The organism is Burkholderia sp. HMSC10F09, from assembly GCF_001806955.1.
In the GTDB taxonomy this organism is placed as follows: Bacteria; Pseudomonadota; Gammaproteobacteria; order Burkholderiales; family Burkholderiaceae; genus Burkholderia; species Burkholderia multivorans.
Genome location: NZ_KV786505.1, coordinates 1 through 25,489 on the forward strand (window position 1 = coordinate 1; position 25,489 = coordinate 25,489).

The following is a 25,489-nucleotide window of genomic DNA, read 5'->3' on the forward strand; positions in this document are numbered from 1 at the left end:
GGCGGCGGCGACGGTTCCTGCGGTGCCGCGGCGGCGACGCGGATCTGCGCGTTGACGGCGCCGCCGCCGGGCCACGCGCGCGCCTGCGTCGGTGCGTCGAGCAGCGCCGCCCGTTCGTCGTTGAGCCGCAGCACCGAGATCGAACAGCCGGGCATGTTCAGCGCCGACAGGAACGTGCCGGCCCACGCGCGCTCGACCGCGATGCCGCGACGGCTCAGGTTTTCGTAGGCGGCGCGCAGCACGATCGCAAGCTCCATATCGGGCGTCGCGCCGAGACCGTTGACGAGCAGCGCGACGCGTTCGCCGCGGTCGAGCACGAGGTCGGCGACGATCGCCGACAGCAGCGTGTCGGCGAGCGCGTCGGCCGGCAGCGGCGCCGTGCGTTCGACGCCTTTTTCTCCGTGAATGCCGAGACCGAGCTCGATTTCGTCGTCGGCGAGGCTGAATCCGGACTGGTCGGCGCCCGGCAGCGTGCAGCCGTCGAGCGCGACGCCCATCGTGCCGAGATCGGCGGCCGCATCGCGCGCGATCGCCGCGACGCGCGGCAGCGACAGCCCGCGCGCGGCCGCCGCGCCCGCGAGCTTGTGGATCAGCACGGTGCCCGCGATGCCGCGCCGCTGCGCGCGCTCGACGCGGCCGCGCAGCGATACGTCGTCCGCGACGATCACGGTCTCGACCGGAATGCCTTCCGCGCGCGCGAGTTCGGCTGCCAGACCGAAGTTGAGCCGGTCGCCGGTGTAGTTCTTCACGACGAGCAGCGCGCCGTTCGGGCCCGCTGTCGCGCGGATCGCAGCGAGTACCGCGTCGGTGGACGGCGACGTGAACACTTCGCCGCACACGGCCGCACTCAGCATTCCGTCGCCGACATAGCCGCCGTGCGCAGGCTCGTGCCCGCTGCCGCCGCCCGACAGCACTGCGACCGTGCGCTGCGACGGTTCGGGCAGCGGGCGGCGGACGAGCACGTGCTCGTCGCCGAGCATCGCGAGATGCGGCGACTGTCGCGCGATGCCTTCGAGCATTTCACGCACGACGTCGGACGGACGGTTCACGAGTTTTTTCATGGCGACGGTTTCCGGGCAGATGAAAGCCCGCGGGCCGAACCGATCCGGCGCCTCGGGCTGTCGGGTTGCGGGAATGCGCGCGCCGTGGCGGCGGTGGGGCAGTGCCATGGATCTCGCCGGTGCGCGCTTCGGTGCCACGATACATCAGGTCGGCACGCCGCTCCACGGGCGGCGCGCGCTCGCGGTCCGAGCGCCGGCCGCGAGCGGATGGGCCCGGTCGTCAGGCACCGAAGCGCGCTTACTTCAACGCGGCGATCTCGTTTGCGCGGATCAGTCTCGCGCGCAGCACGTTGCGGCTGATGCCGAGCAAGCGCGCGGCCTGAAGCTGATTGCGGTGACTGAACTCGAACGCGACGCGCATCACGGTGTCTTCGATGCGTTCGTACAGTCGGCCGTGACCTTCGTCGAACAGCGCGCGCAGCGCGGCTTCGAGTGCGGCCTGCGCGCCCGCACACGGCTCGTCTCGATGTGGTGCCGCAGCGGCCGTGCCGGCCGAGGCGAACGTCAGGTCGGCGTGCTGCAGCGTCTCGTGGCGGCTCACGAGCAACGCATGATGGATGACGTTTTCCAGCTCGCGGACGTTGCCGGGCCAGTCATACGATTCGAGCGCGCGTGCGGCGCGCGCGTCGATGCTGCGCGGCCCGTAGCCGAGACGGCGGCGGTAGTCGTCGACGAAATGGCGCGCGAGCGGCAGGATGTCGGCCGGCCGCTCGCGCAGCGGCGGCACCGCGAGTTGCACGACGGCGAGCCGGTAGAAGAGGTCGCCGCGGAAATGGCCGGCCGCAACCGCCTGCTGCAGATCGACGTTCGTCGCAGCGACGACGCGCACGTCGATCGGAATGCCGGCCCGCGCACCGACGCGCACGACTTCGCGCTCCTGCAGCACGCGCAGCAGCTTGACCTGCATCGGCAGCGGCAGGTCGCCGATCTCGTCGAGAAACAGCGTGCCGCCGTCGGCGGTTTCGAACCAGCCGGCCTTCGCGCCGAACGCGCCGGTAAACGCGCCTTTCTCGTGACCGAACAATTCGCTTTCGACGAGCGTCGTCGACAACGCGCCGCAGTTCACCGCGACGAACGGGCCGTCGCGACGACGGCTCGCCTGGTGCAGGCGACGCGCGACCAGCTCCTTGCCGGTGCCCGTTTCGCCGACGATCAGCACGTTCGCGTCGCTCGGTGCGACCGCGCGGATCTGCTCGAGCAGCGCGTGCGAGCGCGGATCGGCGAATACGCCGGCGTTCGCGCGGATCGACGAAGCGGACGCCGGCGCGCCTGCGTACGATCGCTCGGCGGTAGCGGAATCGGCGTCGCGGTCGGCGGCGGCGAGGTCCGCACCGCCCGGCCATGGATCGGGGAGAAAACGGCTCATGAATCGAAACGCGTCGTTGAACGGAAGGGCGCACGCCAGCACGCATTGCTGCCGCGGTGCTGCCTGAGCAGCAAAGTGTCGATCGATTCGCGCCGCACGGGAAACATCGATTTCTGATAAGCAAAGTCGCGAGCTTGCGCAGCGGCGCGGGCGTGCCGATGCGGTTCGAAGCGTTGCTTTCGCCGCTGCGACGCTTGCAGCGCCAACGCCGCGCCGCAAAGTCGGCCGCGCGCCACGCGAAAGACCGTCGTCGACGTTCTGTCAGAATACGCGCGTCATCCTCTGTCCGATCGCGGAATGGAACTCAGACAACTACGCTATTTTCTCAGCGTCGTCGAACACGGCAGCATGGGCAAGGCCGCGCTGGAACTCGGCGTGGTGACCTCGGCGCTGAGTCAGCAGATCAGCCGACTCGAAGGCGAACTGTCCACGCGTTTGCTACAGCGCACGTCGGGCGGCGTCATTCCGACCGACGCAGGGCTGGCGTTCTGGCGTCAGGCGCAACTCGCGCTGCGTCATATCGACGACGCGGCGCTCGCCGCGCGCTCGGCGCGTCTGTCCGGCCATGTCAGCGTCGGCATGGCGCCGAGCACGGCGAGCGTGCTCGGCGTGGCGTTCATGCAGGCAATGCGCGCACGCTATCCCGATGTGCGGCTTCATCTCGTCGAAAGTCTGTCCGGTCATCTCGCGTCGATGCTGAGCGCGCGCCAGATCGATCTCGCCGTGCTGTTTCGCGAAGAATCCGCGCAACGCTGGAGCGTGCAGCCGCTGCTCGACGAGCGGCTGTTCCTGATCGGCGCGGCCGATCTCGACGGAATGCCGACACGCGGATCGATCCGGCTGACCGATCTCGGCAAGCTGCCGCTCATTCTGCCCAGCGGTACGCACGGGCTGCGTTCGCTGCTTTCGTCGGCGTTCAAGCGCGCCGAATACGAGCCGAACATCGTCGCCGAAGTCGACGGCCTCGCGCTGCTGATGGACATCGTCCGCACCGGCATCGGGGCGACCATACAGCCGGGCGCAGCACTCGCCAGACGCGAGAACGCGACGCTGACGAGCGTGCCCGTCGCGGAGAAATACGCGCGGCGGCCCAACCTGATCGCGAGCATTTCCGATGACGAACTGTCGCCGGCCGGGCTCGCCGCGCGCGTGGTCCTTGCCGATGTCGCGCGTCAACTCGTGCATGAAGGCCGCTGGCCCGGTGCGCGGCTGCGCGAAACCGACTCTTCACAAAAAGTGAAGACCCGTTGACGGCCGCCTGATAGCGCAGCGGGCACGCGATCCCTACGATTTGTCCGAAAGGAGGCAAGTCTGATGGTCGATGTGCTCGTAATCGGAGGAGGGAATGCTGCCCTGTGTGCGGCGTTGATGGCGCGCGAAGCGGGCGCGTCGGTCCTGCTTCTCGAAGCCGCGCCGCGCGAATGGCGCGGCGGCAACTCGCAACACACGCGCAATCTGCGCTGCATGCACGATGCGCCGCAAGACGTGCTCGTCGATGCCTATCCGGAAGAGGAATTCTGGCAGGACCTGCTGAAGGTGACCGGCGGCATCACGAACGAACATCTTGCGCGGCTGACGATCCGCGCGTCGTCGTCGTGCCGGCCGTGGATGCAGAAGCACGGCGTGCGCTTTCAGCCGCCGCTGTCCGGTGCGCTTCACGTCGCGCGCACGAACGCGTTCTTCATGGGCGGCGGCAAGGCGCTCGTCAACGCGTATTACCGCAGCGCCGAAGCGCTCGGCGTCGACATCCGGTACGACACGCCGGTCGATGCGATCGAGCTCGACGGCAGCCGTTTCGTCGCGGCGCGCAGCGGCAGCCGGCGTTTCGAGGCGCATGCCTGCGTCCTCGCCGCGGGCGGCTTCGAATCGAACCGCGAATGGCTGCGCGACGCGTGGGGGCAGAACGCGCGCGGCGAATGGCCGGCCGACAACTTCCTGATTCGCGGCACGCGATTCAACCAGGGCGTGCTCCTCAAGCATATGCGCGACGCCGGCGCGGACATGATCGGCGATCCGTCGCAGTCGCACTGCGTCGCCATCGATGCGCGCGCACCGCTGTATGACGGCGGCATCTGTACGCGCATCGACTGCGTGTCGCTCGGCGTCGTCGTGAATCGCGACGCCGAGCGCTTCTACGACGAGGGCGAGGATTTCTGGCCGAAGCGCTATGCGATCTGGGGGCGGCTCGTTGCGCAGCAGCCCGAGCAGATCGGCTATTCGATCATCGATTCGAAAGCGATCGGCCGTTTCATGCCGCCGGTGTTTCCCGGCGAAAAGGCGGACACGCTGCCGGAACTCGCACGCAAGCTGGGCCTGCCCGAACGGCGCTTCGTCGACACGCTGACGCGCTACAACGACGCGTGCCGCGTCGGCACCTTCGATCACACGGCGCTCGACGACTGCCACACCGAAGGCCTCACGCCGCCGAAGACGCACTGGGCGCGCCGCATCGATACGCCGCCGTTCTACGGTTATGCGTTGCGGCCGGGCATTACGTTCACCTATCTCGGCCTGAAGACGAACGAGCGCGCGCAGGTCCACTTCGGCGGCGAAGCCAGCGAAAACCTGTTCGTCGCCGGCGAAATGATGGCCGGCAACGTGCTCGGCAAGGGCTATACGGCCGGCGTCGGCATGTCGATCGGCACGGCCTTCGGGCGCATCGCCGGGACGCAGGCTGCACGTGCGGCACTCAAAACAACGGAGGCAAGCCGTGCAGCAGCCTGACGCACTCGCGACCGAACGCACGCACACGGCGTCGCCGGTCGATACCCCAAAAACTTCGCACGGCGGCGCGGCACGCGTGATCCCGATCGTGCCGATGAGCGCGAGCGAAACCGAAGTGGCGCGCCAGATGCAGATCTGCAACGCATGCCGTTATTGCGAAGGTTTTTGCGCCGTGTTCCCCGCGATGACGCGCCGGCTCGAATTCGGCAAGGCGGACGTCAACTATCTCGCGAATCTGTGCCACAACTGCGGTGCGTGCTATCACGCGTGCCAATACGCGCCACCGCATGAATTCGCCGTGAACGTGCCGAAAGCGATGGCCGAAGTCCGGCTCGACACCTACACCGAGTACGCGTTTCCTGCGGCGTTCGGCGCGCTGTACAAGCGCAACGGTCTGACGCTGTCGGTTGCACTCGCGGCCGGGCTCGCGCTGTTTCTGCTGCTCGGCACCGCATTGCACGGCGGCCTGTCGCGCGACGTCGCGCCTGCGAACTTCTACGCGGTCTTTCCGCACACGCTGCTCGCCGCGATGTTCGGCAGCGTATTTGTGTTCGCCATGGTCGCGCTCGGCGTGGGCGTCACGCGCTTCTGGCGCGACGTGTCGGCGGGAACGACACGCGCGAGCGCGCCGGCGGTGGCCGAAGCGGCGAAGAACGCGCTGACGCTCAGGTACCTCGACGGCGGCCACGGCGACGGCTGCAACGAACGGGACGATGCGTTCACGCTGGCCCGGCGCCGTTTCCATCACCTGACGTTCTACGGCTTCATGTTGTGCTTCGCGGCAACGGCGGTCGCCACGCTCTATCACTACGCGTTCGGTCTGGAAGCGCCGTATCCGTTTTTCAGCGTGCCGGTGCTGCTCGGAACGGCGGGCGGCATCGGACTGATCGCGGGGCCGGCAGGGCTGCTTTGGCTGAACCTGACACGCGCGCCGGAGCGCGGCGATCCGCGTCAGCGTCCGATGGACCGCGGCTTCATCGCGCTGCTGTTGCTGACCAGTGCATCCGGTCTCGCATTGCTCGCCGGTCGTACGACTGCCGCGATGCCTTCGCTGCTCGCCGTCCATCTCGGCATCGTGATCGCGCTGTTCGCAACGCTGCCTTACGGCAAGTTCGCGCACGGCATTTTCCGCTCGGCCGCCTTGCTCAAATCGTCGATCGAGAAGCGGCAGCGCAACGCGTCGAGCGTCGGCGCCGACTAGCGTCACGGGCGCCGCCGGCGCCCATCGCCACAAAACACAATAGGCAGGAGACACCATGAGCCGTACCGAACCCATTGCCGCGACGTCCGGCGTTTCGCCGATGACGCGGGCCGCCGCCGTGCTGCGCGTGACCAGCGGCAATTTCATCGAACAGTTCGATTTCTTTCTGTTCGGCTTTTATGCGACATCGATCTCGAAGATCTTTTTTCCGTCGGACAGCGAGTTCGCGTCGCTGATGCTCACGTTCGCGGTATTCGGCGCCGGGTTCCTGATGCGTCCGCTCGGCGCGATCTTTCTCGGCGCGTATATCGACAAGGTCGGGCGGCGCACCGGCCTGATCGTCACGCTCTCGATCATGGCGAGCGGCACCATCCTGATCGCGTGCGTGCCGGGCTACGCGAGCATCGGCCTGCTCGCGCCGGCGCTGGTGCTGCTCGGGCGGCTGCTGCAAGGATTCTCCGCGGGGGCCGAGCTCGGCGGCGTGTCGGTTTATCTCGCGGAAATGGCCACGCCCGGCAACAAGGGTTTTTACACGAGCTGGCAATCGGCGAGCCAGCAGGTCGCGATCGTGATGGCGGCGGCCATCGGTTACGGGCTGAACCAGTGGCTGTCGGCGCAGCAGATCGGCGCATGGGGCTGGCGCGTGCCGTTTTTCATCGGCTGTGCGATCGTGCCGTTTCTGTTCTTGCTGCGGCGCTCGCTGCAGGAGACCGCGGCGTTCCAAGCGCGGCGGCACCATCCGCAGGCACGCGAGATCTTCGCGATGCTGCTCGGCAACTGGCGGACCGTGGTCGGCGGCATGCTGCTGACGGCGATGACGACCACGACGTTTTATCTCATCACCGTCTATACGCCGACCTTCGGCAGATCGGTGCTGAAGCTGTCCACGTCGGACAGCCTGATGGTGACGCTGCTCGTGGCCGCGTCGAATTTCGTCTGGCTGCCGATCGGCGGCGCGATCTCGGACCGCATCGGCCGCAAGCCGCTGCTCGTCGCGATTTCCGTGCTCGCGATCTTCACGGCCTATCCGGCGCTGTTCTGGCTCGCCGATGCGCCGAGCTTCGCGCGCATGCTGATCGTGCTGCTGTGGTTCTCGTTCTTTTTCGGCATGTATAACGGCGCGATGGTCGCCGCGTTGACGGAAGTGATGCCGGTCGAAGTACGCGTCGCCGGGTTCTCGCTGGCGTTCAGTCTGGCGACCGCCTTGTTCGGCGGGTTTACGCCGGCCGTGTCGACGTATCTGATTCAGGCGCTGCATGACAAGGCAGCGCCGGGCTACTGGCTGAGTTTCGCCGCGCTCTGCGGGCTCGGCGCGACGCTCGCGCTGTACCGGCGGCGCGCGGACAGTGGCGAGTCGGCCGCTTCGTCGGCGCGATAGACATTGGGACGTCAGGTTCGAACACGCGACAAGCCCGGCTTCGCGCCGGGCTTGTCGCTTTTTGGGCGGCGTGGCGGGGAGCGCGAGCGGCTCGCAAAACGGCGTGCGCGCTACGGCAGTGCTATGTCCGTGTCGACTCAATATTGCGATCCGCAATGGCGCCATTGAATTCATTGCATTGCCGACATGTGTCGCGCGCCGTATCGTGGTCTCCATTCAAGGAGACGTTGATGAAGATCGCATTTTTGGGCGCCGGCGCGCTGGGCTGCGCCATCGGTGCCACGCTGACCGAAGCCGGTCACGAGACATGGCTCGTCGACCGGTTTGCCGCGCATGTCGCGGCCATGTCGCGCGACGGGCTGCAGATCGACGACGAGCGCGGCACGCGGCGCGTCAAGGTTCGCGCGACGATGGATCCCGCCGAAGTCGGCACGGTCGATCTCGTGATGGTGCTGGTCAAGTCGTTCCATACCGATGCGGCGATGCGCGGCGCGCTCGCGCTCGTCGGGCCGGAGACCGTCGTTCTGTCGCTGCAAAACGGCCTCGGTCATGAAGACGTGCTCGCCGAAATCGTCGGACGAGAGCGCGTGCTCGCGGGCAAAACCTACGTGGGCGGCGTATTGCGCGCGCCGGGCCAGATTCAGAGCGGCGTCGCGGGCAAGCTCACGATCGTCGGCGAACTCGACGGCCGGATCACGGCCCGTGTGCAAGCGGTCGCGGACGCGTTCAACGGCGCGGGTTTGACCACGCGCGTCAGCGACAACATCCTCGGCACGATGTGGGACAAGCTGCTGATCAATGTCGCGACCGGCGCGATCACCGGCATCACGCGCCTGACCTACGGTCAGCTTTACGACGAGCCCGTCCTCAAGGCGACGGCGCTTGCGGCGATCGAAGAAGCGATGGCCGCGGCCAAAGCCGCCGGTGTCAGGCTGTCCATCGCCGCAGCGGAAGATGCGTGGAACATGGCCGCGGAAGGCCTTCCGGCCGCGTTCAAGACGTCGATGCTGCAAAGCCTCGAGAAAGCGTCGATCACCGAAATCGACTTCATCAACGGCGCCGTGGTGCGCTGGGGCGAACGGCTCGGCGTGCCGACGCCCGTCAATGCGACGCTCATCGCCTGCATCAAGGGGATTGAACGCGCCATGATCGATCGCCGGAAAGAGGAGGTCTCGGCATGAGCGCCGCGAAAGCCTATCTCGAGCACGTCGCCATCCGGGTGAAGGACATCCATTGGCATATCCGCTTCTTCGAGGAAGTGCTCGGCATGACCATGCGCGAAGTCGACGGCAGCCGGGAAGCGCCGCGTCAATACTGGACGCTCGGCGGTCTGCAATTCATCAGCGAGCCGCATTACGACGGACCGGAGGGCCGGCTTGCGCACCTCGGCGTGATGTGCGAAGACCTCGACGCGGCCATCGCTGCGGCGCAGGCATTCGGCGTGACCGAAATGCCGCAGGGACGCAACTGGCTGCGCCTGCCCGACGGACTCGCGATCGAACTCATTCAGGCGAAACCGGCCACGTGCGTCGCACAGGCGCTGGCGATCGATCCGCGGGCGGAGGCGTGAGCATGAGCCGCATCATCGAAAAATACTGGGACGATGCGCAGGAAGGCGACGAATGCATCAGCCCGACTTACACGGTCACGCAACAACGCATTCTCGCCTATGCCGATCTCACGGGCGATCACACGCCCGTGCACGTCGATGAGGACTACGCGAACGCGAGCCACTTCGGCTGCATCGTCGCGCATGGCTTGTTCGGCTTGTCCGTCGCCGACGGCCTCAAGACGCAAAGCGACTATCGCTTCGTACCCGGCATGTCGCTCGGCTGGACCTGGGATTTCTTGCTGCCGATCAAGGTGAACGACGTACTGCACGTCAAGTTCCGCGTCGGCGCGATGCGCGCCAGCAAGAGCAGGCCCGACTGGGGCATCGTCGTTTTGCCGTCGGAACTGATCAACCAGGACGGCCAGGTCGTCCAGCGCGGCGAGCATCGTCTGATGATTCCGCGTCGTCCGGGAGCGTACTGATGCAGGCCCGTCCCCTCGAAGGCATTCGCGTCGTCGATTACAGCCACTTTCTTGCCGGCCCGTATGTCGGCCGCTGCCTCGCCGCGCTCGGCGCAGAAGTCATCAAGGTCGAGCGCCCCGGCGGCGGCGACGCCGGGCGCCGGCACGCGACGATTCTGGACGACCAGCAAAGCGCCTATTTTCTGCAGCTCAACATGGGCAAGCGCGGTGTCAGCGTCGACATGAAGGACCCGCGCGGCAAGACGTTCATGCAACGCCTGTGCGACTCGGCCGACGTGTTTATCGAGAACTATCGTCCCGGTGCGCTGGACAAGCTCGGTCTCGGCTACGCGGCGTTGTCGGCGCGCAATCCGCGGCTCGTCTACTGCTCGATCTCGGCATACGGCCACACGGGGCCCGACGCGCATCGCGCGGGCTTCGGCCTGATCGCCGAAGCGAAGAGCGGCATCATGCAGATGATCGGCAATCCGGGCGAGCCGCCGCCGCTCATGCGCATTTCGCTCGGCGACATGTACACGGGCATTCACGCGGTCGCCGCGATCAACGCCGCGCTGCTCGGCCGCGTAGCGAGCGGGCGCGGGCAGCATATCGACATGGCGCTGTACGACACGCTGGTGTCGATGCACGAATATGCCGTCCAGTGCTACACGATGCAGGGCGTCGTTCCCGAGCAGACCGGCCACGACATGCCGACGTCCACGCTGTACGGCGTCTTCCGCGCCGCCGACGGCGACCTCGTCATCGCCGCGCAAGTCGACGATGCGTGGAAGCGGTTCGCGGCGGCCGTCGAGCAGCATGGCGGCCCCGCCGGTTTTGGAACCGACACGCGCTTTCACGACCTGAACGGCCGCAACGCCCATCGCGAAGCCATTCTTGCCGTGGTGAAGCCGTGGGTGGCCGGCCGCTCGGTGGCCGACGTTCTGGCGCTGCTGGACGAGGTCGACGTTCCTTGCGCGAAGGTGCAGCGCATCGACGAGGTCGTCAACGATCCGCAAATCGTCGCGCGCGGCATGGTGATCGAACAGGCGCATCCGCGCTTCGGCACGCTGCGTCTGCCGAACCTGCCGTTCCGTTTTTCCGATTGCGATACGTCGATTCGCGAAGTCGGCCCGGACCTCGGTCAGCACAACGTGGAGGTCGCGCAATCGCTCGGCTTCAGTGCAGCGGAAATCGACGCGATGCAAACCGACGGCGTGCTGTTCTCGAAAAGGAGCGCGTGATGAGCGACCAGTATGCGGTAATCGGCAATCCGATCGGGCACACGAAGTCTCCGCTGATCCACCGTCTGTTCGCCGAGGAGACCGGGCAGGACATCGCGTATGTCGCGATGGAGGCGCCGCTGGAACCGGACGGCGCGTTCGTCGACACGGTCACAGCCTTCATCGCGGCCGGTGGCAAGGGCATGAACGTCACCGCGCCCTTCAAGCTGAAAGCGTTTGCGATGGCCGACGAACGCAGCGAACGCGCGACGCTCGCGGGCGCCGTGAACGCGATGAAGTTCGAGAACGGTCGCGTCGTCGCCGAGAACTTCGATGGCGTCGGCCTCGTGCGCGACATCGAAGTCAATCTGCATCGGCCGATGGCCGGCAAGCGCGTACTCATTCTCGGCGCAGGCGGCGCCGTGCGCGGCGCGTTGCTGCCGTTTATCGGCGCGCGCCCCGCCGAACTCGTCATCGTCAACCGACATCCGGACAAGGCGCAGGCACTGGTCGAGCAGGCAGGCGCGGGTAGCGCGCTGCGCGCGTGCAGCTATGCGGACCTCGAATCGATGGGACGCTTCGACCTCGTCGTGAACGCGACTTCGGCAAGCCTCACCGGACAACTGCCGCCGGTTCCGCCCAGCGTATTCAGCGCGAGCGGCAGCGCCTACGAACTCGCCTACGGCAAGGGCTTGACGCCGTTCCTGCAGCTCGCGCGCAGCGCCGGTGTGCAGGGCATCGCGGATGGTGTCGGGATGCTCGTCGAGCAGGCAGCCGAAGCGTTCGCATGGTGGCGCGGCGTTCGACCGCAGACGCGTGCGCTGATCGATCGGCTCACCGTTCCGCTCGTGCGACATGACGAGCAGGCTGCGCCGGAGTGAGCGCAACCGCCATTAGTGTGATGTTCTTGCGATCCGGAAAGCAGGGCGTCAAGTCCTGTCCGCGGGCGTCTATTCGTCGGACGTGCCGCATAGGCGCAACGAAATGACTACAATGGCGACATTGCGAAACACAATGAACCCATGGGCACTGCCGAGTTGCCGGATCTCAAGCTGCTTCAGCTTTTCGACTTGCTGTATGACGTGCGCAGCGTGACGCGGGCGGCGGAGCAGCTCGGGCAGAGCCAGCCGACGATCAGCATCTGGCTGGGGCGGCTGCGCGAACATCTGCAGGATCCGTTGTTCGTGCGCACGCCCGCCGGGATGACGCCGACGCCTCAGGCAGACGCGTTGATCGGCCCATGCCGGGAAATCCTGGAGTCGCTGCGGCGGTTTTCGGCATGGGAAATCTCGTTCGATCCTGCCACGGCCAAGCGGCGCTTCCGGATCTGCATGACGGATGCGAGTCACATCACGCTGCTGCCGAAAATGCTCGCGCATGTGCGCGCGCAGGCGCCGGGCATTCGACTCGAAGCGGCGAGAATCGACGGGAACACGGAGCGCGCGCTGGAATCGGGCGAGGCGGATCTCGCGATCGGGTATGTGCCGTGGCTCGGCAGCGGCATGTACCAGCAGCAGCTCTACATGCAGGATTGGGTTTGTCTCGCCAATCCCGATCATCCGCGCGTGCGCGCGAAGCTGACGCTCAAGCAATACCGCCGCGAAGGACACGTGATCATCGCGGCCGGCACGGGTGCGCAATTGCTGGAGCAGGCGCTGCTGCGCGAGAACATCGACCGCGACGTCGTGCTCGAGCTGCCGGGTATGCTCGGGCTTGGGTCGATCATCCAGTCGACCGATCTGATTGCGACGCTGCCGAGAAACATCGGGGAGACGCTGGCGCGCGTGAACGGGATCGCGGTTCATCCCTGCCCGTTTCCGGTCGACAAGTTTGCGGTGCGTCAGCATTGGCATGCGAAATACCACCACGAGGCGGGTAATCGCTGGTTGCGGTCGGTGGTGGCGGATTTGTTTCTGCAGTGATGGGGCGATTCCCGCAGCTTTCATCGCGGTTACCGTGCCACCCGGCGCACGGCACGAGAATCTGCGCGTTGTCCGCCAATGCGCTGGGTCCGAGAGATACGGCTGCGATCGATGAGAATAAGGACGGCAGCTCGAGAGTGGATATTCGGAAGAAAAAAGCACGTCCACCGTTCCCGTTCGAGGGCGATCTCCAGGTGCCACGCCGCCTCAATCGACCGGCGGAATCACCCCTTCATGCAAGGTCTTGAGAAGACGCGCCCGACGCTTTTCGAGGTCGGCGATCTGACGCTCGATCGCTTCGAGCCTTGCCCGCTGAACGTCCGTAATCTGATCGCAAGAACGGGCACCCTCGATCAAAAGCATGCAGTCGGGGAAACCGCGAATATCGTCGATGGTGAATCCGGTCGCGATCATGCGCTGAATTTGCTTGACCTGCGTGACGGCCTTCTCGGGAAACATGCGATAGCCATTGCTCGCACGTACCGAAGCGAGCAGACCATGTTCGTCGTAGTGGCGGATCGACCGCACGCTGGCGCCAGTGAGTTGCGAAAGTTGTCCGATCGCCAGCAGCTGCCGGGAAGGCGTGTTTTTCATGCAAAGCAGCGTAGCACGATTCGCTTGACTCTCACATCAGTGTAAGGGTTGAGAGTAAGCGTACCGACACTCTCCCAGGCAAGACAATGAGCTTACGGACGTTCTCTCACCTTTTGATTTCCGCGCTCTCGGCGGTTACGCTGCTTGCGTCCGCCCCCGACGTGTTTGCGGCACCGAACAGCTATACGGTGACATCGGCGGACGGGGTAAGGATCGACGTTCAGGAAAGCGGTAATCCGGGCGGCCCGCCGATCATTCTGGTGCATGGACTGCTTGGCAGCCGCCTGAACTGGGATGCGCAGGTGCGAAGTCGCGAATTGAGCCAATACCGGATCATTACCTATGATCTGCGCGGCCACGGTCTGTCCGGCAAGCCGCCCGGCCCGGAGCCCTATCACGACGGGAACCGCTGGGCCGACGACCTCGCAGCGGTAATCCGCGGCTCGCATGCGCGCAAGCCCGTCGTGGTCGGCTGGTCGCTCGGCGGCGTGGTGATCTCGAACTATCTCGCGAAATACGGCGATAGCGGGATCGCGGGGGCCGTGTATGTCGACGGCGTGGTCGAGCTCGCGCCCGGTCAGATCGTCGCTCACCCCGACGTTTATCGCGACATGAATTCGGCCGATCTGAAGACGCATCTGGACGGCGAGCGCACCTTCGTCGGCCTTTGTTTCAATCATCGGCCCGACGCCGACACGTTCGCGCGGCTGCTCGCGAACGCCGCCATGGCATCGTGGGACATGCAGCGAGAAGTGCCGACCATGACGGTGTTCGCCGCGCAGGGGCTCGCCAAGGCGCGCGTACCGCTGCTCTTCATCTACGGAGGTCGCGACGTACTGGTCGACACGCGTGCGACGCTCGCCCGCGCGGCCGCGCTGAATCCGCACATCGTAAGTGAGGTGTACGCGGACGCCGGCCATGCGCCGTTCATCGAGGAGCCCGAGCGTTTCAACCGCGATCTGCACGCGTTCGTCAGGTCGGCATCGCAGCAAGGCCGCGACGTTTTACAGGGAGGTAAGGATGGAACGTGACGTCGGATGTTTTCGGCCGACGGTTCGCTACCTCGTCGTCGAAGGTCCTGCGCCTTTCCGCTTCGTTGTACGGCGCGCTTCGCGCAGTATTACGAGATCGTCGAGCGCGACGGCGTGTCCATATCGGCCGTCTCGACCACGACGCGTCCGAGCGCCCTGAACGGCGCAAGAAGCGCCTCGTCGGCCATGCTGGACGTGATCAACCGCCAGTCTCGTTCGAGCGGCGTCCAGTGTTGCTGCCGCGAGCGACCGAGCTTGTCGGCGTCGGCAAGCACAAACGTCTGAGCCGCGCGCCGGATGATGCAGTCCTTCAGATACGCTTGTTGCGCGCTCGCTTCGCACAGCCCGAACTCCGCGACCACGCCGTCCGCGCCGAGAAACGCCTTGTCGACGCTCAAGCGGCTCAGCGACAGCTCGGCGAGCGGCCCGAGCGTGCTCATGCTCGATTTGCGCAGATCGCCGCCGATCAACGTGAGATGGACGCCGGGCGCGTTCGCCAGCGTCATGACGGCAAGCAGATTGTTGGTCACCACATGAAGATCGACGCGCGAGACGAGATGCCGCGCCAGCGCGGCGCAGGTCGTGCCGCCGTCGAGCAGCAGCGTATCGCCGTCGTGCACGTGAGCGGCCGCCGCGCGGGCAATCGCTTCCTTCTGCTCGCGCTGCGTCGCCTTGCGCTCCTCGAGCGACGCCTCCGGTTCGTGCGCGCCGATCAGCGCCGTCGCACCGCCATAGGTGCGCACGAGACGGCGCTGGTTGGCGAGCGTCGTCAGGTCGCGCCGGACGGTTGCTTCGGATACGCCGAGCGCGGCGCTGAGTTGTTCGACGCTGGCGTCGCCCGTCAGGACGAGATCGAGAATCGCGCGATGGCGCTCGGACGCTTTCATGGCTGACATCTGCAGGATGGGAGGTTGCCGATGTTACACCACGGCCCGCGCGCATTCCGTCACGCTGGTTGTGCGCTCAGCCGCGCCGCGTCGCGAGTTCGGCGCCCTGGCGCAGCGCTTCGAGCAGGCTGCGCTCGTCGGCGACGCCCGTGCCCGCAATGTCGAACGCGGTGCCGTGATCGACCGATGTGCGGATGACCTCCAGTCCCACCGTCACGTTGACGCCCGCTTCGAGCCCGAGCACCTTCACCGGGCCGTGACCCTGGTCGTGATACATCGCGACCACGAGATCGAAGTCGCCGCGGCCCGCACGGAAAAACAGCGTGTCGGCAGGCAGCGGGCCGGTCACGTCGAGGCCGCGTTCCTGCAACACCGCGACCGCCGGCACGATCTTCTCTTCTTCCTCGCCGTATCCGAACAGACCGTTCTCGCCGGCATGCGGATTGATCCCGCATACGCCGATGCGCGGCTTTGCGATGCCGGCCTTCACGAGGGTCGCGTGGCCGCGCTCGATCGTGCGCTGTACGAGGCCCGGCTCGATTTTGCGGATCGCGTCGATGATCCCGATATGCGTGGTCACATGAATCACGCGCAGTTGCGGCGCGACCAGCATCATCGATACTTCGTCGACGCCCGTCAGATGCGCGAGCATTTCGGTATGGCCGGGATACTTGTGGCCGCCGGCGTGCAGTGCTTCCTTGTTGAGCGGCGCCGTGCAGATGGCGTCGATCTGCCCGGCTTCCGCCAGCTTCACCGCGCGCGCGATGAATTGATAGGCCGCATCGCCCGCGACGGCCGACAAGCGGCCGAAGGGCAGGTCGGCCGGAATCAGGCCGAGATCGATGCAGTCGATCGTGCCCGGCTCGTAGCGCGCGTCGGCCGCTTCCTGGATGCGACGGATCTTCGCCGTGCCGCCGACGATCTCGTTTGCTCGTTCGAGCCGGCGCGCATCGCCGATCACGAGCGGACGGCATTGCCGATAAACGACGTCGTGTGCGAGGCTCTTGACGATGATTTCCGGGCCGACGCCTGCTGCGTCGCCCATCGTAATGCCGATCGCGGGAAGGTAGTTGCTCATGATGTTTTGCCTTGATGTCCTTGAATTCTGCTCTACTGCATGCCCGATCGCGTAGGAACGATCAGGCCGAACCGTGTGAGCGGGCGCCTGCGCTGACGCTCGCTGCCGGCGTTTCGCGGAGATAGCGCCACGCGGCGAACAATGCGTGATCGGTGCCGAACGCCCCCGCCTTCGTGACGATACGCAGGTGAGGCTGGCAAGTGGCGGCACCGATCGGCTTGCCGACGGCCACGCCCGCCTCTATCTCCTCAATCAGTTCGACGCTGCCGACGCCAACGGCGCTCAGCATCGCGCGGGCGGTTTCGCCGCCCGTCGCGATCAAGCCGCCGAGCGTCGCGAAATGCGGCTTGACGAGCGCGGCAAGCGCGGCCGACAGCACCGCGCCTTCCGCCGGATCGAACGCGTCGTCGCTGCCGATGCGCAGCAGCAGGTCCGCACCCGTTCGCAGCGCGTCGCCGATGCGCGCCTGCCATTGCGGTACGTCCGCGTGGCGCTCGCCGCCGCGCAGCACGGCGGGCGGTACCGTCAGTTCCATCATGCCGGCGCGTTCTCGCAGCATCGCGCACTGCCGCTCCGATACCGCCGACAGGCTGCCCACCAGCACCAGCACGGGTGCGTGTCGTGGCTGCCGTTGCGAAGCGACGGCGTCTGTTCGCGCCGCGCGCGGGGCGAACAGACTTTCCACGCTCGCGATTTCCCGCGCGAGCCCGCCCGAGCCGACCCAGAACAGCGCGTCGTCCATCTGTGCCGTCGCCCGTGCAAGTGCGATCAGGTCGTCCTTCGTCTCGGCGTCGACCACCAGCGCCTCGGTGCCGCTCGCCGCCACGGCGGCGATTCGCGCGATGAGCGTCTGGCTGCTTTCGCGCAATGCGTCCACGTCGAGTTGGGCGGTCGAAACACCGGCTTGCGCGAGCATCGCGTGCAGGTCTGCGGTGCGGCCCGCATTTTCGAGCTGCCAGGTATCGGTGGTTTCGAGCGGCTCGCCGCGCACGAACACACGGCCGCCGAGTACGGTGCGGCCCGTCGCCGGAAACGCCGGCGCGACGATCGCAAGACCCGCGAGCGGCTGCAACGCGGCGACTTCGGCGGCCCAATTGCCGCGCAGCGTCGAGTCGATCTTCTTGTAGAGACGCCGGCCCGGTTCGCGCAATGCCTGCCAAGCGGCCGACGTGCGCTGCGCGGCCTCGGCCGGCGTGAGACGGCGGGTGTCGGTATCGGCTGCGATCACGTCGGCGGCGGTCGCGTCGAGGCCTTGCGCCGGCACGTCGAGCGTGACGACCGTCCGATAGCCGGCGTTCGCAAAGCCGATCGCGCAATCGGCGGCGCCCGACAGATCGTCCGCGATGATCAGCATGCTCATTGCGCCGTTTCCGTTGCTTCGCGGCCGACCTGCACGCGTTTTGCGACGGCCGCGGTCAGGATCGGCGAAAGGACCGCGGTCACGACGACGCACGCGGCCACCAGCAGCGTCGCGCTCTTGGCGGCCTCCGCGTAGACCGGATTCGCCGCGGCGGTCAACGCCGGCACGGCGGCCGCGTTACCTGCCGTATTCGCCGCAGCGGTACCGGCGACGCCGGTGCCGCCCGTCAGACGGTCCGCAAGGTAAAGGGGAATGCCCGTCACGATCACGACAGCAATCCCCAGACCGACGCCGAGCACGCCGGCCTGCCAGACCTTGTGCAGATCGAGACTCGCGCCGAGTGCCAGCGCGAAGAACGGAATCATCACGGGTACCGCTTTACCGAGAAACGCACGCATCTCGCGATCCAGATTGCCGAGCAGCATGCCGAATGCGAGCGGCAGAATGCTGCCGACCAGCGTCGGCCACGGGAACGCCGACAGTCCGGCCACGCCGAGCGTGACCATGGTCAGGAACGGCCCGGATTCGAGCGACATGATCGTGTACGCGCCGACGTCTTCGGAGCGGCCGTACTGGCCCATGAGCGCCATGTACAGCCCGCCGTTCGTGTCGTTCATCGCCGCGACGACGGCGAGCGTCGACAGGCCGGCGAACAATCCCGACGAGATCGGCTGTTCGCCGAGGAAATGCCCCATGACGACGCCCACGACGATCGCGGCACCGACCTTCGTGACGAACAGCGCGCCACCCTTCTTGAGCAGGTAGGGCGTTGCCTTGACATCGATGCTCGCGCCCATGCAGACGTAAAACACGGCGAGGATCGGCAGCGCACCGGTGAACAGCGCATTGGTAAAAGAGCCGAAAAACTTCGGCATGTCAGGCAAAAACGTGGCGACGAGTGCGCCCACGAGCAGCGGCACGATCATCATGCCGCCGGGTACGCGCTCGATGCCGCGCTTGATGTGTATTTGAGCCATGCCAGTCTCCATTCTCTGATCGGACTTTGATTGAATCGGTCACTTATATGATTGAAACGATCAATCCGGAGTGTACTTCGGCCGCGCATTTTGCGCAAATCGATCATTTGTGTGATCGATGTGATCATCCGCGTGGCGGGTGACCGCGCCCGAACCCGGTCATTGTCCCGAGACAAAGGAGCGCGCTGGCGCCAATGCTTCGTGTCTCGAGGCGGATGTCTGAACCGCGCGCTCGAGCGTTCGCGACGAGACCAGCGACCGGCCTGACGGCGCGCGGAAAGGAAGCGCCGCTGCACTCTGCGAGCGGCTATTGCGACGCGCCACGACGAACGGCAATCGTGGATCGATAACAATGGCTCGCCGCGAACGAACACAAATGCCGACCGAGCACGCGCCCGCCACGCTCCGGACACTGCTGCTCCAGCAGCACCGAATCAGCATCATTGTTCACGCTCGTTCATCTCGCCCGCCGATAGCGTTATGAGCGTCTTGCTCACACGCATATCGTCGCGCGTGGAATAACGCCGCGGCGCCCGCCAGAAGTCGCGCACCATCCCGACACCCGCCCTTCGCCGCTGCACCTCTGCGCGACTCGCCGAAATGGCACGCCGCTTGCAACGCAGTCCGGCGACGGGCACCTGGCCCGCTTCGACAGGAGAGACGCAAGCAATGAGCAAACCGGTGAATGTCGTCGCGGTATCGGGCAGCCTGCAACGACCGTCGCGCACGCTCGTGCTGATCGACGCGCTCCTCGCGGCGCTCGGCAATGCGGCACGCATCGAAACACGACGCATCGAACTCGCGGAAATCGGCAGCCGGCTTGCCGGCGCCGCGACGCGCGCACAGGTGCCGCCGGACCTCGACGCGCAACTGCGCGCGATCGAAACGGCCGACGTGCTGATCGTCGCGAGCCCCGTCTATCGCGCGTCGTACACGGGCCTGCTCAAGCATCTGTTCGATCTCGTCGATCGCGACGCATTGATCGACGTTCCCGTGCTGCTTGCCGCGACCGGCGGCAGCGAGCGGCACGCGCTCGTGATCGACCACCAGCTGCGCCCGCTGCTCGGCTTCTTCCAGGCGCGCACGCTGCCGATCGGTGTGTATGCATCCGAAAGCGATTTCGACCGCTACGCGATCGCGAATCCGGCGCTACACGCGCGCATCGCACGCGCAGCCCGGCATGCCGCGCCGCACCTCGGCGCACGTCAGTTCCCGGTGGCGGCAGGCGCCGCCGCGTAATCCCGCTTTTCCCGACGAGGACAATTCATGAGCGTTACCGAATCGCACGCCGATGGCGTCAAATTTGCGTACTGGGTGCCGAACGTCAGCGGCGGACTCGTGGTCAGCACGATCGAGCAGCGTACCGACTGGAGCCTCGAATACAACCAGCAGCTCGCGCGCGTCGCCGAAGCGGCCGGCTTCGACTACGCGCTGAGTCAGATCCGCTTCACGGCCGGCTACGGCGCGGAGTATCAGCACGAGTCGGTATCGTTCAGCCAGGCGCTGCTGCACGCGACGACGAAACTGAAAGTGCTCGCGGCAATCCTGCCGGGGCCGTGGCATCCGGCCGTCGTCGCGAAGCAGCTCGCGACGATCGACCATATTTCGAACGGACGCATCGCGATCAATGTCGTCAGCGGCTGGTTCAAGGACGAATTCACCGCGATCGGCGAGCCGTGGCTCGAGCATGACGAGCGCTATCGACGCTCGAAGGAATTCATTCAGGCCTTGAAGGGCATCTGGACGCAGGACAACTTCACGTTCAAGGGCGACTTCTATCGTTTCAACGACTACACGCTGAGCCCGAAGCCGCTGCAGAAGCCGCATCCGGAAATCTTCCAGGGCGGCAGCTCGCGCGCCGCACGCGACAACGCGGCAAGCGTGTCCGACTGGTACTTCACGAACGGCAATACGCCCGAAAACCTGAAGACCCAGATCGACGACATTCGCGCGAAGGCGGCCGCGAACGGCCATCGCGTGCGAATCGGCGTCAATGCGTTCGTGATCGCGCGCGACACCGAGGACGAGGCGCGCGCCGTGCTCGACGATATCGTCCGTCACGCCCATGTCGAAGCGGTGCACGCGTTCGGCGACGCGGTGAAGCAGGCCGGCAAGGCTTCGCCGGAAGGCGAGGGCAACTGGGCGAAATCGACGTTCGAGGATCTGGTCCAGTACAACGACGGCTTCCGCACGAACCTGATCGGTACGCCCGAGCAGATCGCGCAACGCATCGTCGAGCTGAAGGCGATCGGCGTCGATCTCGTGCTCGCCGGCTTCCTGCATTTCATCGAGGAAGTCGAATACTTCGGCAAGCGCGTGCTGCCGCTCGTGCGCGAACTGGAGGCGCAGCGGCAGCCGGTCGCGGCCTGACAGGGCGAACGTGCGCGTAGCGAAGCGCGTGGCGACGGGCCGGCGCGCCGGCCGCCACCGGCGCGCTTTGGCCGCGCGCCGCCGCGGCGTACCGTGCTGCATCGCGCGCAGCTCAGCTGCGGCGAGGAAGAAGTCGCGATTGTCGGCGAGCCGGTCGACGACGAAGTCGATGAACGTCTTCATGCGCAGCGACCGCTCGGTGCGGTGACCGTAGTACAGATAGATCATCCCGTGCTCGACCACGTGTTCGGTCAGCAACGGAACGAGCCGGCCGCTGCGGATATGCATCGCCGCACTGAAGCTGCCGAGCTGTCCGACCCCGAGGCCCGACAGCACCGCATGCGTTTCCATGTCGGTGTCGTTCACGGCGAGCGCGGCGGGCACGTCGCGGTACGGTCGCGCCCGGCTGCGGCCGGGCCGCTTTGCCGCTCAGCCTGCCGGGACGAAGGCCGGATTGAAGACGACTTCCCACACGTGGCCGTCGGGATCCTGGAAGTAGCCGGAATAGCCGCCCCAAAATGTCTCGCCGGCGGGTTTCACGATGCGTGCGCCGGCGGCCGCTGCCTGCTGCATCACGTCGTCCACTTCGCGTGCGCTCGCGACGTTGTGGCCGATCGTCGATGCGATGCCGTCGCGCGTCGCAGGCGGCAGGCCGGTGTCGTGCGCGAGGTCGGCGCGGCCGAACAATGCGAGCTTGACCCCGGGCTGCAGATCGAAGAACGCGACCGCGCCATGTTCGAATTCGCGGCCGACGATGCCGTCGGTCTTCAGGCCGAGGCCGTCGCGGTAGAACCGCAGCGCCGCTTCCAGATCGTCGACGCCTAGCGTCAGCACGCTGATTCGGGGTTGCATCGATCGGGCTCCGTCGTCGAATAACGAAGCCGACATCGTAAACCGTACGACGCGCGACGGGCGCCGAACCGGCAACAGCGGGCCTCCGTTCCTGGCGCTACTGCGTTGCGACGCATGGCGACTACGATGCGGATGAAGTCGATCCTGCTGTCGGACGCTCGATGCCGGTTCGCGACGAAGCGCCGGCATCGACCTCGACGCGCGGTTCAAGAAGGGCGCGACGGCGCCGATGCCGATGAAGCGACGCGCTCGGGTTCGTGGTAGACGGCGAGCCACACGGTCGGCACCGAAGGATCGGTCCACGCGACGCGGTGCCGGCAATGCGCGTCGATCAGCAGATGGTCGCCGGCGTGCAGCGCGTGGCGCGTGGCGTCGTGTTCGAACTCGAGCACGGCCGCGCCCGACAACAGCACGACCCATTCGGCGCGCGGATCGTCGTACCAGAAGCCGGGCGGGCTGGCGTGTCCGGCCGAGACGATCCGCTCGATCGTCACGTTCGATCCGGCGACGAGCGTGTCGAAGCGTTCGCCGTCGCCGGGCGTGCGTTCGATATCGAACAGGTTGCCGATCCTGAGCATCGTTGCGGGCCTCGCTGCGGGCGTCGCGTGCAGGCCGCGCCGAACGATTACAGCGCCGCCTGCGGCGTGTTGCGAAAGCTGATTGCCATTCGGTTATAGGCATTCATCAGGCTGATCGCAATCGTCAGATCGACGATTTCCCGCTCGTCGAATACCTGCCGCGCGGCCTCGTACGCAGCGTCGGGCACGTCGGTCTCGGCGACGCGCGTGACCGTTTCGGCCCAGGCGAGCGCCGCGCGTTCGCGTTCGTCGAACAGCGAGCCGGCTTCGGCCCATGCCTGGACGAGCGCGAGCTTCTCGATGCTCACGCCGCGTTCGATCAGGTCGCGCGTGTGCATGTCGAGGCAGTATGCGCAATTGTTGATCTGCGAGACGCGCAGATAGACGAGATCGACGAGGATCGGCGAAAGGCCGCTTTGCATCACGTATCCGTAGACGCTGCCGAGCGCCTTCATGCCGGCGGGCGCAATCTGCGCATAGTCGAGACGGCGGGTCATGTCATTCTCCATGTTCAACGGGGGTTGTCAGTACGCGTGTTTCGATACGCGTGTCCGGTGTCGTTCGGTCGATCGCGGCGGGCGCGCGCATCCGTCGATACGCGGCTTCGGCGCACACGAACGCGACGACGATCAGCGCGGCCGCGACCACGCTCAGGTAGCGCGCGTCGATCGTGCGCAGCACGAGGCCGCCGAGCACGCCGGAGCCTGCGAGCCCGATATAGGTCGCCGTATTGTTCAGCGCGAGCACGAGCGGCGCGACCTGCGGCGCGGCATGCACGAGGCGGTGCTGCTGCGGCACGATCAGCCCCCAGCCGCAGAGGCCCCAGATCGTCAGCGACACGATCGCGCCGAATACGTGGGCCGCCGTCCACGGCAGCAGGCAGAAGTTGACGATCGCAACCCAGAGCATCGCGTCGATCACGCGGCGGCTGTCGAAGCGGTCGACGAGCCGGCCCGCGATGAAATTCCCGGCCGTGGCCGCGACGCCCCACAGCAGGAACAGCGCGGCGAGCATGCGTTCGTCGCCGTGCGTCACGCGCTGCAGCACGACGCCCGCATACGTGTAGACCATCAGGAAGCCGCCGAATGCGAACAGCGAGGTCAGCAAGGTCAGTGCGATTCGCGCGTCGCGCATCGGCGCGATGCGCTCGCGCAGGCCGACCGGCGCGGGGCGCGGCACGGCCCGCAGCATGGTCCACACGCCGATCATCGCGACGGCGCCAAGCGCGGCGACGAACCAGAGCGTCGAGCGCCAGCCGCCGAAGCCGCCGATGAAGGTGCCGAGCGGCGAGCCGAGCGCGGTCGCGCCGGTCAGCCCGGCCGTCACGGCGGCCAGTGCGCGTCCGCGCCGTTCGGGTGTCGCGAGCGCCGATGCGACGCCGAGCGCGGTCGGCGAAAACAGCGCCGCGCCGAAGCCGGCCAGCGCGCGGCTGAACAGCACGACGCCGAGGTCGGTCGCGAGCGCGCTCAATACGTTGCCGGCGACGAAGATGCCCAGCGCGGACACCAGCAGCAGCTTGCGCGGCCAGCGGCCGGCGAGCGCCGCCATGATCGGCGCGGCGATGGCGTACGTGAACGCGTAACAGGTCACCATGAGTCCGGCGAGCGCGACCGACGTATGAAGGGATGCCGCGACGCCGGGCAGAATGCCGGCGACGACGAAGTTGTCGGTCCCCATCGCGAACATTCCGACGGCGAGTATCGATAGTCGACGATCCATACGAAAGCTCTGACGGTAAGGGTTTCGGGAGCGATACGCGGAGAGGATAGTCGCGATTGACCGTGTCTCAAATGTCATATATACAAGCAATTTCGGACATCGCCGGAGCACGCGCATGCATACGATCGGTTTCGTCGTCTTCCCGAATTTCTATCTGCTCGGCTTCGCGGCGATCACCGCGTTCGAGCTCGCGAACGTCGTGCTCGGCGAACCGGCGTATCAGGTGTCGGTGCTGTCGGAGGAGGGCGGGCTCGTGCTGTCGTCGGCCGGCATCCGCGTCGAGACGCAGCCGTTTTCCGACACGTCGTTCGATACGGTGATGTTCGGTTCCGGTGTCGAGATCGACATCGCTTCGCCTGCGCTGACCGCGTTCGTGCGGCGCGCGCTCGCGACGTCGCGACGCATCGCGGCGCCGTGCACGGGCGCGTTCATTCTCGCGGAGGCCGGCGCGCTGGACGGCCGGCGCGCGACGACGCACTGGCGCTTCGCGGCCGACCTTCAGCGCCGTTATCCGGAGGTGACGGTCGAGGACGATCAGATCTTCATCGTCGACGGGCCGATCTGGACGTCGGCCGGGATGACCGCGACGATCGACATGGCGCTCGCGATGATCGAGAAGGATCACGGACACGAGGTGTCGCGCGCGGTCGCGCGCAAGCTCGTCGTCTACCACCGTCGCGCAGGCGGGCAATCGCAGTTCTCGACGCTGCTCGATCTCGAACCGAAATCGGACCGGATCCAGAAGGCGATCGACTATGCGAGCGCGAATCTGCGCAAGCCGCTGACCGTCGAGGAGCTCGCGGACGTCGCGGGACTGAGTCCGCGCCAGTTCAGCCGCGCGTTCAGTGCGGAAACCGGCCAGTCGCCGGCGAAGGCGGTCGAGCATCTGCGCGTGGAAGCCGCGCGGCTGCTGCTCGAGAAAGGACGCCTGTCGCTGGACGTGATCGCCGATGAAGTGGGCTTCGCCGATCGCGAACGGATGCGGCGCGCCTTCCTGCGGACGATCGGTCAGCCGCCGCAGGCCGTTCGCCGCTTCAGCCGTAGTGCGCGTGCGGGCAACGCGGACGGCGGCGAACAGACGCTCGCGCCGCCGGCCGTCGCCCTGCAAGCGGCGACGGCAGCCGGCGCGGTACCGCGGTCGTAGGCGCCGCCCCTTGG

The 25,489-nt window shown here is 66.5% G+C and carries 25 protein-coding genes and 1 pseudogene; 14 read left to right on the forward strand and 12 right to left on the reverse strand.

Translation table 11 applies throughout. The features are described 5' to 3' along the window. Together HMPREF3115_RS01390 and HMPREF3115_RS01395 are read right to left on the reverse strand one after the other, a co-directional pair. A partial coding sequence (locus tag HMPREF3115_RS01390) for a dihydroxyacetone kinase family protein (RefSeq protein ID WP_083302117.1) occupies positions 1-1,061 on the reverse strand: 1,061 nt, incomplete at its 3' end. 238 nt (positions 1,062-1,299) lie between these two features. Further along, positions 1,300-2,427, reverse strand: coding sequence for a sigma-54 interaction domain-containing protein (locus tag HMPREF3115_RS01395; protein WP_233632881.1), 1,128 nt, complete (start codon positions 2,425-2,427; stop codon positions 1,300-1,302). Positions 2,428-2,724: 297 nt separating this feature from the next. Between HMPREF3115_RS01395 and HMPREF3115_RS01405 the strand changes: the two genes are divergently transcribed. The 10 genes from HMPREF3115_RS01405 to HMPREF3115_RS01450 all read left to right on the forward strand — a co-directional run bounded on the left by HMPREF3115_RS01405 (position 2,725) and on the right by HMPREF3115_RS01450 (position 12,885). After that, a complete protein-coding gene (locus HMPREF3115_RS01405; RefSeq protein ID WP_006405482.1) occupies positions 2,725-3,678 on the forward strand; it encodes a LysR family transcriptional regulator in 954 nt (317 codons plus the stop codon). Between the two features lie 63 nt (positions 3,679-3,741). Next, positions 3,742-5,151 carry an FAD-dependent tricarballylate dehydrogenase TcuA gene (gene tcuA / locus HMPREF3115_RS01410; RefSeq protein ID WP_065496810.1) on the forward strand — a complete coding sequence of 470 codons (1,410 nt, stop codon included), beginning with the start codon at positions 3,742-3,744 and terminating at the stop codon, positions 5,149-5,151. Continuing rightward, positions 5,138-6,352, forward strand: a complete 1,215-nt coding sequence (tcuB, locus tag HMPREF3115_RS01415) for a tricarballylate utilization 4Fe-4S protein TcuB (RefSeq protein ID WP_070553265.1) — start codon at positions 5,138-5,140, stop codon at positions 6,350-6,352. The genes tcuA and tcuB overlap by 14 nt, the downstream gene beginning before the upstream one ends. A gap of 55 nt (positions 6,353-6,407) precedes the next feature. Next, positions 6,408-7,730 (forward strand): MFS transporter, encoded by a 1,323-nt coding sequence (locus HMPREF3115_RS01420; protein ID WP_069221544.1) that lies wholly within the window; start codon positions 6,408-6,410, stop codon positions 7,728-7,730. Between the two features lie 230 nt (positions 7,731-7,960). Beyond that, the gene (locus HMPREF3115_RS01425; protein ID WP_070553266.1) at positions 7,961-8,911 is read left to right on the forward strand and encodes a ketopantoate reductase family protein; all 951 of its coding nucleotides are present in this window, start codon (positions 7,961-7,963) and stop codon (positions 8,909-8,911) included. Beyond that, a complete protein-coding gene (locus HMPREF3115_RS01430) occupies positions 8,908-9,300 on the forward strand; it encodes a VOC family protein (RefSeq protein WP_006405476.1) in 393 nt (130 codons plus the stop codon). Before HMPREF3115_RS01425 ends, HMPREF3115_RS01430 begins: the two co-directional genes overlap by 4 nt. Positions 9,301-9,302: 2 nt before the next feature. Further along, positions 9,303-9,764 carry a MaoC family dehydratase gene (locus HMPREF3115_RS01435; RefSeq protein ID WP_006405475.1) on the forward strand — a complete coding sequence of 154 codons (462 nt, stop codon included), beginning with the start codon at positions 9,303-9,305 and terminating at the stop codon, positions 9,762-9,764. Beyond that, on the forward strand, positions 9,764-10,984 hold the full coding sequence (locus HMPREF3115_RS01440) for a CaiB/BaiF CoA transferase family protein (RefSeq protein ID WP_059936069.1): 1,221 nt from the start codon (positions 9,764-9,766) through the stop codon (positions 10,982-10,984). The genes HMPREF3115_RS01435 and HMPREF3115_RS01440 overlap by 1 nt, the downstream gene beginning before the upstream one ends. Further along, on the forward strand, positions 10,984-11,844 hold the full coding sequence (gene aroE / locus HMPREF3115_RS01445; protein ID WP_070553267.1) for a shikimate dehydrogenase: 861 nt from the start codon (positions 10,984-10,986) through the stop codon (positions 11,842-11,844). The genes HMPREF3115_RS01440 and aroE overlap by 1 nt, the downstream gene beginning before the upstream one ends. A 141-nt stretch (positions 11,845-11,985) precedes the next feature. Beyond that, the gene (locus HMPREF3115_RS01450) at positions 11,986-12,885 is read left to right on the forward strand and encodes a LysR family transcriptional regulator (RefSeq protein ID WP_059781674.1); all 900 of its coding nucleotides are present in this window, start codon (positions 11,986-11,988) and stop codon (positions 12,883-12,885) included. Between the two features lie 207 nt (positions 12,886-13,092). Here the strand turns inward: HMPREF3115_RS01450 and HMPREF3115_RS01455 are convergent, their stop codons facing one another. Continuing rightward, positions 13,093-13,479 carry a MerR family transcriptional regulator gene (locus HMPREF3115_RS01455; protein ID WP_070553268.1) on the reverse strand — a complete coding sequence of 129 codons (387 nt, stop codon included), beginning with the start codon at positions 13,477-13,479 and terminating at the stop codon, positions 13,093-13,095. 86 nt (positions 13,480-13,565) lie between these two features. Here HMPREF3115_RS01455 and HMPREF3115_RS01460 point away from each other — a divergent pair, with 86 nt between their 5' ends. After that, positions 13,566-14,510: an alpha/beta fold hydrolase gene (locus tag HMPREF3115_RS01460; RefSeq protein ID WP_070553269.1), complete on the forward strand. Its 945-nt coding sequence runs from the start codon at positions 13,566-13,568 to the stop codon at positions 14,508-14,510. Positions 14,511-14,599: 89 nt separating this feature from the next. On the opposite strand, the gene HMPREF3115_RS01465 is transcribed toward HMPREF3115_RS01460, so the two are convergent. From HMPREF3115_RS01465 to HMPREF3115_RS01480, 4 genes are all read right to left on the reverse strand, one after another. Further along, positions 14,600-15,397: a DeoR/GlpR family DNA-binding transcription regulator gene (locus HMPREF3115_RS01465; RefSeq protein WP_070553270.1), complete on the reverse strand. Its 798-nt coding sequence runs from the start codon at positions 15,395-15,397 to the stop codon at positions 14,600-14,602. Positions 15,398-15,473: 76 nt separating this feature from the next. Further along, on the reverse strand, positions 15,474-16,475 hold the full coding sequence (pdxA, locus tag HMPREF3115_RS01470; protein WP_070553271.1) for a 4-hydroxythreonine-4-phosphate dehydrogenase PdxA: 1,002 nt from the start codon (positions 16,473-16,475) through the stop codon (positions 15,474-15,476). A gap of 61 nt (positions 16,476-16,536) precedes the next feature. Next, positions 16,537-17,835 (reverse strand): four-carbon acid sugar kinase family protein, encoded by a 1,299-nt coding sequence (locus HMPREF3115_RS01475; RefSeq protein WP_070553272.1) that lies wholly within the window; start codon positions 17,833-17,835, stop codon positions 16,537-16,539. Beyond that, complete coding sequence (locus HMPREF3115_RS01480) at positions 17,832-18,812, reverse strand: 2-keto-3-deoxygluconate permease (protein ID WP_070553273.1); 981 nt, start codon at positions 18,810-18,812, stop codon at positions 17,832-17,834. The genes HMPREF3115_RS01475 and HMPREF3115_RS01480 overlap by 4 nt, the downstream gene beginning before the upstream one ends. Positions 18,813-19,481: 669 nt before the next feature. On the opposite strand from HMPREF3115_RS01480, the gene msuE reads away from it, so the two are divergent. Next, complete coding sequence (msuE, locus tag HMPREF3115_RS01485) at positions 19,482-20,051, forward strand: FMN reductase (RefSeq protein ID WP_070553274.1); 570 nt, start codon at positions 19,482-19,484, stop codon at positions 20,049-20,051. A 27-nt stretch (positions 20,052-20,078) separates the two neighbouring features. Continuing rightward, positions 20,079-21,182 carry a dimethylsulfone monooxygenase SfnG gene (gene sfnG, locus HMPREF3115_RS01490; RefSeq protein WP_053299111.1) on the forward strand — a complete coding sequence of 368 codons (1,104 nt, stop codon included), beginning with the start codon at positions 20,079-20,081 and terminating at the stop codon, positions 21,180-21,182. A gap of 57 nt (positions 21,183-21,239) precedes the next feature. Here sfnG and HMPREF3115_RS28395 read toward each other — a convergent pair. The 5 genes and pseudogenes from HMPREF3115_RS28395 to HMPREF3115_RS01510 all read right to left on the reverse strand — a co-directional run. Beyond that, a pseudogene (locus HMPREF3115_RS28395) lies at positions 21,240-21,575 on the reverse strand (LysR substrate-binding domain-containing protein); the annotation flags it as partial. A 36-nt stretch (positions 21,576-21,611) separates the two neighbouring features. Further along, positions 21,612-22,034 (reverse strand): VOC family protein, encoded by a 423-nt coding sequence (locus tag HMPREF3115_RS01495; RefSeq protein ID WP_070553275.1) that lies wholly within the window; start codon positions 22,032-22,034, stop codon positions 21,612-21,614. A gap of 206 nt (positions 22,035-22,240) precedes the next feature. Next, complete coding sequence (locus HMPREF3115_RS01500) at positions 22,241-22,612, reverse strand: cupin domain-containing protein (protein ID WP_070553276.1); 372 nt, start codon at positions 22,610-22,612, stop codon at positions 22,241-22,243. Positions 22,613-22,659: 47 nt separating this feature from the next. Next, on the reverse strand, positions 22,660-23,109 hold the full coding sequence (locus HMPREF3115_RS01505; RefSeq protein WP_070553293.1) for a carboxymuconolactone decarboxylase family protein: 450 nt from the start codon (positions 23,107-23,109) through the stop codon (positions 22,660-22,662). Position 23,110: 1 nt separating this feature from the next. Further along, a complete protein-coding gene (locus tag HMPREF3115_RS01510; protein ID WP_070553277.1) occupies positions 23,111-24,331 on the reverse strand; it encodes an MFS transporter in 1,221 nt (406 codons plus the stop codon). A 115-nt stretch (positions 24,332-24,446) separates the two neighbouring features. Here HMPREF3115_RS01510 and HMPREF3115_RS01515 point away from each other — a divergent pair, with 115 nt between their 5' ends. Next, positions 24,447-25,475 carry a GlxA family transcriptional regulator gene (locus HMPREF3115_RS01515; protein WP_070553278.1) on the forward strand — a complete coding sequence of 343 codons (1,029 nt, stop codon included), beginning with the start codon at positions 24,447-24,449 and terminating at the stop codon, positions 25,473-25,475. Positions 25,476-25,489: the final 14 nt, after the last annotated feature.

Excerpts from the sequence above, each read along its gene's own strand:
- HMPREF3115_RS01515 (WP_070553278.1), top strand. The coding sequence starts at position 24,447 with ATGCATACGATCGGTTTCGTCGTCTTCCCGAATTTCTATCTGCTCGGC.
- HMPREF3115_RS01420 (WP_069221544.1), top strand. The coding sequence starts at position 6,408 with ATGAGCCGTACCGAACCCATTGCCGCGACGTCCGGCGTTTCGCCGATG.
- HMPREF3115_RS01395 (WP_233632881.1), bottom strand. The coding sequence starts at position 2,427 with ATGAGCCGTTTTCTCCCCGATCCATGGCCGGGCGGTGCGGACCTCGCC.
- HMPREF3115_RS01450 (WP_059781674.1), top strand. The coding sequence starts at position 11,986 with ATGGGCACTGCCGAGTTGCCGGATCTCAAGCTGCTTCAGCTTTTCGAC.
- HMPREF3115_RS01430 (WP_006405476.1), top strand. The coding sequence starts at position 8,908 with ATGAGCGCCGCGAAAGCCTATCTCGAGCACGTCGCCATCCGGGTGAAG.
- HMPREF3115_RS01405 (WP_006405482.1), top strand. The coding sequence starts at position 2,725 with ATGGAACTCAGACAACTACGCTATTTTCTCAGCGTCGTCGAACACGGC.
- aroE (WP_070553267.1), top strand. The coding sequence starts at position 10,984 with ATGAGCGACCAGTATGCGGTAATCGGCAATCCGATCGGGCACACGAAG.
- HMPREF3115_RS01465 (WP_070553270.1), bottom strand. The coding sequence starts at position 15,397 with ATGAAAGCGTCCGAGCGCCATCGCGCGATTCTCGATCTCGTCCTGACG.
- msuE (WP_070553274.1), top strand. The coding sequence starts at position 19,482 with ATGAGCAAACCGGTGAATGTCGTCGCGGTATCGGGCAGCCTGCAACGA.
- HMPREF3115_RS01510 (WP_070553277.1), bottom strand. The coding sequence starts at position 24,331 with ATGGATCGTCGACTATCGATACTCGCCGTCGGAATGTTCGCGATGGGG.
- sfnG (WP_053299111.1), top strand. The coding sequence starts at position 20,079 with ATGAGCGTTACCGAATCGCACGCCGATGGCGTCAAATTTGCGTACTGG.
- HMPREF3115_RS01500 (WP_070553276.1), bottom strand. The coding sequence starts at position 22,612 with ATGCTCAGGATCGGCAACCTGTTCGATATCGAACGCACGCCCGGCGAC.
- HMPREF3115_RS01505 (WP_070553293.1), bottom strand. The coding sequence starts at position 23,109 with ATGACCCGCCGTCTCGACTATGCGCAGATTGCGCCCGCCGGCATGAAG.
- HMPREF3115_RS01475 (WP_070553272.1), bottom strand. The coding sequence starts at position 17,835 with ATGAGCATGCTGATCATCGCGGACGATCTGTCGGGCGCCGCCGATTGC.
- tcuA (WP_065496810.1), top strand. The coding sequence starts at position 3,742 with ATGGTCGATGTGCTCGTAATCGGAGGAGGGAATGCTGCCCTGTGTGCG.
- HMPREF3115_RS01495 (WP_070553275.1), bottom strand. The coding sequence starts at position 22,034 with ATGCAACCCCGAATCAGCGTGCTGACGCTAGGCGTCGACGATCTGGAA.
- HMPREF3115_RS01455 (WP_070553268.1), bottom strand. The coding sequence starts at position 13,479 with ATGAAAAACACGCCTTCCCGGCAGCTGCTGGCGATCGGACAACTTTCG.
- HMPREF3115_RS01425 (WP_070553266.1), top strand. The coding sequence starts at position 7,961 with ATGAAGATCGCATTTTTGGGCGCCGGCGCGCTGGGCTGCGCCATCGGT.
- pdxA (WP_070553271.1), bottom strand. The coding sequence starts at position 16,475 with ATGAGCAACTACCTTCCCGCGATCGGCATTACGATGGGCGACGCAGCA.
- HMPREF3115_RS01480 (WP_070553273.1), bottom strand. The coding sequence starts at position 18,812 with ATGGCTCAAATACACATCAAGCGCGGCATCGAGCGCGTACCCGGCGGC.
- HMPREF3115_RS01440 (WP_059936069.1), top strand. The coding sequence starts at position 9,764 with ATGCAGGCCCGTCCCCTCGAAGGCATTCGCGTCGTCGATTACAGCCAC.
- HMPREF3115_RS01460 (WP_070553269.1), top strand. The coding sequence starts at position 13,566 with ATGAGCTTACGGACGTTCTCTCACCTTTTGATTTCCGCGCTCTCGGCG.
- HMPREF3115_RS01435 (WP_006405475.1), top strand. The coding sequence starts at position 9,303 with ATGAGCCGCATCATCGAAAAATACTGGGACGATGCGCAGGAAGGCGAC.